General features: G+C 43.1%; 5 protein-coding genes and 2 pseudogenes. All 7 read left to right on the forward strand.

Annotated elements, in window-relative coordinates; all coding sequences use genetic code 11:
* Positions 1-167: 167 nt before the first annotated feature.
* The 7 genes and pseudogenes from ACYQ8U_RS22215 to ACYQ8U_RS22245 all read left to right on the forward strand — a co-directional run bounded on the left by ACYQ8U_RS22215 (position 168) and on the right by ACYQ8U_RS22245 (position 6,948).
* Positions 168-416 (forward strand): hypothetical protein, encoded by a 249-nt coding sequence (locus ACYQ8U_RS22215; protein ID WP_459947755.1) that lies wholly within the window; start codon positions 168-170, stop codon positions 414-416.
* A 165-nt stretch (positions 417-581) separates the two neighbouring features.
* Positions 582-974: a DUF3427 domain-containing protein gene (locus ACYQ8U_RS22220; protein ID WP_459947756.1), complete on the forward strand. Its 393-nt coding sequence runs from the start codon at positions 582-584 to the stop codon at positions 972-974.
* Positions 975-1,034: 60 nt separating this feature from the next.
* Positions 1,035-1,619 (forward strand): class I SAM-dependent methyltransferase, encoded by a 585-nt coding sequence (locus ACYQ8U_RS22225; RefSeq protein ID WP_459947757.1) that lies wholly within the window; start codon positions 1,035-1,037, stop codon positions 1,617-1,619.
* A gap of 667 nt (positions 1,620-2,286) precedes the next feature.
* Positions 2,287-3,324, forward strand: a pseudogene (locus ACYQ8U_RS22230) (DEAD/DEAH box helicase); the annotation flags it as partial.
* Positions 3,325-4,374: 1,050 nt separating this feature from the next.
* Positions 4,375-4,758, forward strand: a pseudogene (locus ACYQ8U_RS22235) (S24 family peptidase); the annotation flags it as partial.
* Positions 4,759-4,985: 227 nt separating this feature from the next.
* Positions 4,986-5,690: a phospholipase D family protein gene (locus ACYQ8U_RS22240; protein ID WP_459947758.1), complete on the forward strand. Its 705-nt coding sequence runs from the start codon at positions 4,986-4,988 to the stop codon at positions 5,688-5,690.
* A gap of 196 nt (positions 5,691-5,886) precedes the next feature.
* Positions 5,887-6,948, forward strand: a complete 1,062-nt coding sequence (locus tag ACYQ8U_RS22245) for a type I restriction endonuclease (protein ID WP_459947759.1) — start codon at positions 5,887-5,889, stop codon at positions 6,946-6,948.
* Positions 6,949-7,043: the final 95 nt, after the last annotated feature.

Raw genomic sequence — 7,043 nt, forward strand, 5'->3', positions numbered from 1 at the left:
ATTTAATGTAAATATTTTAATGAATCGAAATACTAGTCCATCAAGACTTGGTGCAAACGGAACAGTTCGAGGAGGACTGTTTTTACGACGAGTTTTTTGAGTAAGGGAAGACGATTCCGCCACTCTTTTATGGTATGTCCAAGACTAGAAATTTTTACGGAGAAAATATGACCGCGAGGCCGAATACTCAATTCACGTTACCTGCCATAGAGAATTTCAGAAAAATTAAAAGCGGCATGTCAATGGTCGAGGTCGTCGAACTCATTGGTATACCGGATAAAGTCAGCAATGATGGGGATGGCATGTTGGTTCTTCACTATAGACTGAAAAAAGGCAGTGATATTGAGGTGGTCATCAAATACGACGTGGTTTTGGTTCGGCAGATTATTGATGGGGTGGTGGTCGAAATTGCTTAGTTGCGATAAAGAGCTTGAAGTATGTAACTTTTTGGGTGTATCCTAAAATGTTGTTTTTATACAAATGGTTGCAACGTAAGACAATGCCATCATGTAGCTGATAATTTCGTCTTTATAATTGCCTCTTGCCAGGGTTGGACATGGGAATAACAAGGAGAGAATAAGTTGCCGGTTACCTTTCATAATATTCATAAAGGCCAAAAATACTCCAGACCTCAACTTGCAACTTTATGGGGATACAGCGGATATCAAGCGCTTGCCCGCGGAGTGGTGACACCTAGAGATGACAGTCAAATTATCTTATTCGTTACTGAAGATAAACAAACATTCCAAGAACAGTACGAGGATTTATTGACAGGAAACCTTCTTCGGTGGGAAGGTCCGACTGACCATTTTGCAGAAGAACGAATGGTCAATGCGCATGAGAACGGAGATGAAATACATGTCTTCCACCGCGAGAAACATCACTCAGACTTTATGTATTTAGGGCAAGCCACTGTCCTGGCTGTTGATAGAGAAACTGGAAGGTCTAGCAGATTTCAATTCAGAATAGATTGAAGTCCTCAACCATTTCTTCCACCGACGACCTAAAGCAAATGCCAACGCTTGGTTTAAATTTTGACAAATTTCTACGAAGATAATCACCAGCAGTATTTTGATTCTACGGTTGGTATTGATCCCTCTGTTTTTCTTGAACCTCTTGCCGAAAGACTAAAGCCAAAGGCAACAATTCTCGATATTGGCTGTGGATCAGGCAGAGATCTGCTCTGGTTCGCTAGGCGTGGTTTCCAGCCAACTGGTTTCGAACAATCGACGAGTCTCGCCAGCCTGGCAAGAAAACATGCCAACTGTTCTGTCATCGAAGGAGATTTTAGGCGCTTTAATTTTTCTGTTCTTCAATTTTCCGCCCTGGTTTTTGTCGGATCTCTGGTTCACGTCACCCAAAAAGCCCTACCCGCAATCCTCTCGGCATGTTGCCAAGCTCTTGTCCCAGGAGGGTTGCTCCTTATCACTTTAAAAGAAGGGGAGGGCACAAACCGGACTACTGATGGCCGTGTATTTACTTTATGGTCAAGACCAGACATCGAAAAAGTTTTTGCAGCAAGCAATCTTCACATTATCGATTTTTCTCGGCAGATATCCAAAATCCGCCCAGATGATATCTGGCTTGGATATGTGTTGAGGTTTCAAAATGAGGGGTGATCCTTCGTATTCCCAGCTTGGGTTGGATAACTGGCTCCTTGGGCGCGGATTTGACCAAGTGGCCAGTGAAAACACCGGGTATATCTTTCTGAACAAAAAAGAAGATCAATGCCTCATCATCGATACAGTTATCTGCACTCTCGATGATTATCCATATGTAGCCTACACCAGCAGGCAAAATGATTTGATGGCGACCCATCGCCAGGTCTTCCGCTTTTTGTTCGATCAAGCCAGTTCCATTCAACAAATCAAAGAAGATATTCTCATCTTCCTCAACGGAGAGAGTGATCCTGAACAGATCAGGCGTTTTGGCGGCAACAGGGCGGAACAGGAGCCGGACCCAACACTGCCGGAAGCAACCTTTGAAGACTGTTTCCTGGAGGCCTTTGGTGATAGGGCCAGGATGGGATTACACCGGGAATTTGCCTATATCGATATGGAAGGGACCACGCGCTATATTGATTATGCTCTGTTTGCTTCATCGGCAAAATTCGCCATTGAACTCAATGGCGAATCTTTTCATCATCCGCTGGTAATTGGGCCGGGAAGATATCGTTCGCAGCTCTTTAAACAAAATTCTCTGGTCGCAGATGGTTTCAAGGTCTATCGATGGTCATTAAATGGAATGCGGGATAGAGAACGATTTATCCTTGAAATTACACGATTCATGGAAAATGCCCGACCTTTTATTGACAAACCAGTCTTTAAATTAAGTCGCCCGGTTGAGACGTTCACACTGCAAGAGCACCAGCAACAGTCGCTTGAATACCTCAGTGCCGCGAGAAGAAATGGCCGAAATACTTTTTTGCTCGTGCTGCCCACAGGTACAGGAAAAACAGAAATATTTATTGAAGACATTGCCCGTTTAAAAGAGCAGGATCCGCGTCTGAAAGCACTGATCATCGTTCCTACCAGAAAGTTACGGGAACAAACACAAGCACGATTACAGCTTCGTTTGCCACCCTATCTGCAAGGACGAACTTCAGTTGATGTGTTAAATGACAATTCGGCTGATTTTTTGGTGCAGACGTCAGCATATTTGCATCGCCATTACTATAAAATTCCGGCAGATCATTTTGATTATATTGTTGTAGATGAGGCCCATCACTCAGCGGCCAACGGACTCCGCAATATCCTGGAACATTTTTCTCCCACGCACATGCTGGGTGTTACCGCCACGCCGGATCGTTTTGACCAGCAGAGCCTGGAGAAAATCTTTGGCGAATATGAGCCGCAATTGTCGCTGGAAGACGCTATACGGCAAGGACTGGTGCCGCCGGTTCGTTGTTATCGGATACAGTCGAACATTGATCTTTCCGAAGTCCGTTTCAATGGACGGGAGTTTGTCAAAAGTGATTTGCAGACGACCTTGCTTGTACCATCAAGGGATCAACTCATTGCGGATCTGTTGAACAAGTATTTTGGTGGTGATTTTGAGAACAAGCAGGGAGTAATTTTCTGCGTCGATATCAAACACGCCAAGCGGATGGCAAATCTTTTAAAAGGAGCAGGAATCACTGCTGCTGCGGTTGATGGAAGGGATCGAAAAAACGCTGTCAAGGCGCAAGCATCCTATGCTGCTGGTTCGGTGCGTTTTCTCTGTGCCTGTGACCTTCTCACCGAAGGCTGGGATTCGCCGCAAACTTCCATCCTCGTCATGGCCCGGCCCACTTTCTCGAAAGTACTCTATACCCAACAGCTTGGCCGAGGTCTTCGCAATTATCCTGGAAAAGAAGCGCTCTATGTTATCGATGTTGTCGATAATTATGGGGCCAAGCTCCAGCCGATGTCATTGCATGCCCTGTTTAAAATCCCCAATTACCAGCCCTTTGCCAATCTGGTTAACCCGGAACAGCAAAGTCATATTGATGAAATTATAACCCTTGACGGCCTGTACGAAGGTGAACGGCGGATTGAGCCGGTTGATATTTTTACTTTTGAAGAGGTGTATGGTTCCTTTCTCAATGACGAGCAATTGGCGAGGGAACTCTTCGTCTCTACCAGCACAATACGGCAATGGCTGCGTACAGGAAAAATTACTTCTGATGTCCAATATCCATTTGGCCGAAGGCAATTACATTTTTTTGATCCCCAGCAAGTAGAACTGCTTCGCAATCAGCTTGGTTTAAAAGACCACAGCGCCGACACCAGGCTTACAGATTTTCACGAGTTCCTGGAAAAGCGCGATTACGTATTTTCCTATAAGATCATATTCCTGCTCAGTTTTCTGAAAATATGCAATGAACGTTATGAAGCACCACTGCCAAAATTGCTTGAACTCTACCAGCGGTTTTACCAGCAGGTTCTTGTTAAAAATGGAAAAAACGAACGGGAGAGCTGTCCCTATAACCGCCAGGAATATGTAGATGATTCACAGGCAATTCAAGTCAGTCTGCTTGCTAACCCCTTTGAGAAATTCGAAAGAAAACGTTTCTTTTATCACTGTAACGATCTGAATTATCTGGCATTGGATCCAGTCCTCATTAAGAATCTTACATCTGAAGAATACAGAAAAATCATTGGGCAGATGGTGCAGGACCTGCAGGATTACTACAGAAAACTGGAAATACCGTTGACGGAGAAGGACTATTCTTTCCTCCTGCCTGAACTGGAGCAACAAGAGCCGGAAACACTGTTCATTGATACGCCATCGGAAGAGCAGAAATATTCCACCGCGCTCCCTTTCTATCCGCTGAGTATTGCTGCCGGTGGTTTTATGGATTCGGAAGTTTCTGATGCGCCGGAGTCCTGGTTCAATGTGGCAGGGCGTACTTCAAAACGAGCATTATCTCCCTCAATGTTTGTGGCACAGGTGACAGGGAAATCTATGGAACCGACTATTCCTGATGGTGGCTACTGTCTCTTCACTTTTGAAACCGGCGGCACACGCAACGGCCGAATTGTACTTGCCCAAAAATCCGACATTGCCGACCAGGATACAGGCGCCAGCTACACGGTTAAGACGTATGAATCCACTAAGAGTGCCGATCCAGATACAGGCTGGCAGCATGAGAGTATTACTTTAAAACCAGCAAATCCTGTGTATCAGGAAATTGTTATTCTTCCTTCAGAAGCTGATGATTTTAGGATTGTTGCTTTCTTTGTTGAGGTTTTGGCTATCGATGATGGAGGTGTTTGATTGCATTCCTTCCACTTCCTGTGGATATTGGTTGAAGGGGGCAACTCTATGTAGTTGCGCAGCATAATCCTTGTGCTTTCCAGGCAAAATATTTGCATATGGTGCATATTCAGCATATGCTTCCATATGTTAATAGATTTTAGGACGCCTGGATGTCGATGATTAGCAATATCGATCTAAAGTACCTGAAGAAAACTATCTAATTCATAAAGGAATATTTCAATATCATGGCAAAATTTTTAAATACAAGTGCTACAAACTATTACCTTGAAGAATTGATCAAAGGTGCTTCTGAGCGTTTGATACTGATCAGCCCTTTTTTAAAATTGAATGATCGGATAAAAGAACTTTTAGAGGACAAAAACCGGCTCAAAATAGATGTGCGCATCGTATATGGAAAAAGCGAACTTCAGCCTGAGGAAATTAACTGGTTAAAGGAACTCAGCTTCGTTCGAACCAGCTTTTGCAAAAATTTACATGCAAAATGTTACATAAATGAAGAGTCATGCATCATCACCAGTCTGAATCTGTACGAATTCAGTCAAGTTAACAATAATGAAATGGGCGTCTATATCTCTCGAAATGAGGATTCTGACATCTACAGAGATGCATATGAAGAAGCGCAACGTATCATCCGCATCAGCGATGAAATTCGGATTTCACTTGAAAAAGTTTCTAAATCATCAGTCGACCAGACTACCGAAATGCCAGTTGATGTGGAGAATTCCAAATTAACCTCTTCAAAACTTGCAAAGAAACACAAATTAAAGACTGCTGAATTGATAGATAAATTAACTGCGATAGGCTATTTAGGACAACACGATGGAAAGCATGCTCTGACCGAAAAAGGCAAAGAAGTAGGTGGCGAGTCGAAATACAGTACACGCTTCGGACCCTATTTCATATGGCCGGAAGATTTAGCAGTTGAGTAGTGGAGTGTTCTGGGTGGTATGTGTGCAACAAGTACTTCTTGCGTCAAGTAGGCATACAAGAATTTCGTGAGTGGATTGGAAAAAACAGAGGGACGAGCTCATGATATAAAAGAAAAATGAGATATCTATTTGGACCGTGACAGGTGTATTTAAACAATTTTGTTGCATTTACTTGTAATCAGACAGGGGAGCCGAAATGGAATTTACTGATCAGTTGACCGCACTTTCAACACGGGCGATCAGACAAAAGGACATCATAAAAACAGAGGAAGCAACCAAAAACGCTCTTGTCATGCCGTTCATTCAGGCACTCGGTTATGATATCTTCGATCCATCCGAGGTTATCCCCGAATTTATAGCTGATGTCGGCAGCAAAAAGGGGGAAAAAGTAGACTATGCTATCGTCGCAGATGGCAAGATCACTATGTTGTTCGAATGTAAGAGTTGCGGATCTAGTCTGAACGATTGTCATGCTTCACAGCTACGCCGATACTTCCATGTTACAACAGCGAGAATATCTGTTTTAACCAACGGGATATCCTATAGATTTTTCTCAGATCTTGAAGAACCGAACAAGATGGATGAAAAGCCATTCATGGAAATTAACCTGCTTGAAATCGATCCCCAAATAATCCCTGAATTGAAAAAGCTTACAAAGAACTCTTTCGAGCTCGACAAGATGCTTCTTTCGGCAAATGACCTGAAATATACCAGAGAGATAAAAAACCTCCTCGAAAGTGAGTTTGCCTCACCGTCTCAAGAGCTTGTAAAACTCATACTGGGTAATGTCTACACAGGTCTCAAAACACAACCGGTTATTGAACAATTCACTCCGATAGTCAAGCAAGCTATCAATCTTTTGATTAATGGCAGAATTAACGATCGTCTTAAATCAGCTCTTACAAGCGATGAAGAAAATACGGAAGTGCTTGAGGAAGAAACTATCCTCGCAAAAGAAACAGGCGTATTGACCACACAAGAAGAACTTGATGGATTCTATATTGTAAGAGCAATACTGCATGAAGTAGTTGATGTATCCAGGGTTGTCCACAGGGATAACAAAAGCTATTTCGGTATTCTGCTCGATGACAATAATAGAAAACCGCTGTGCCGTCTTCATTTCAATACTTCCCAAAAGTACATAGGATTGATCGCCAGTGATAAAACCGAGACGAGACAGCCAATACAAGGTTTGAACGAAATTTACAGTTATGCAGCAAACATAAAGGAAACGGTAGGATATTATGAGCAACCGTAGATCGCACAAAATGCGGAGGGGTCAGATTTAACGTATCGACGTTCCTTCAAAATGTAAGATATGTTCTATTACATGGTAAGACTGATTGGAATTAT

This window comes from Desulfocastanea catecholica (assembly GCF_054657295.1).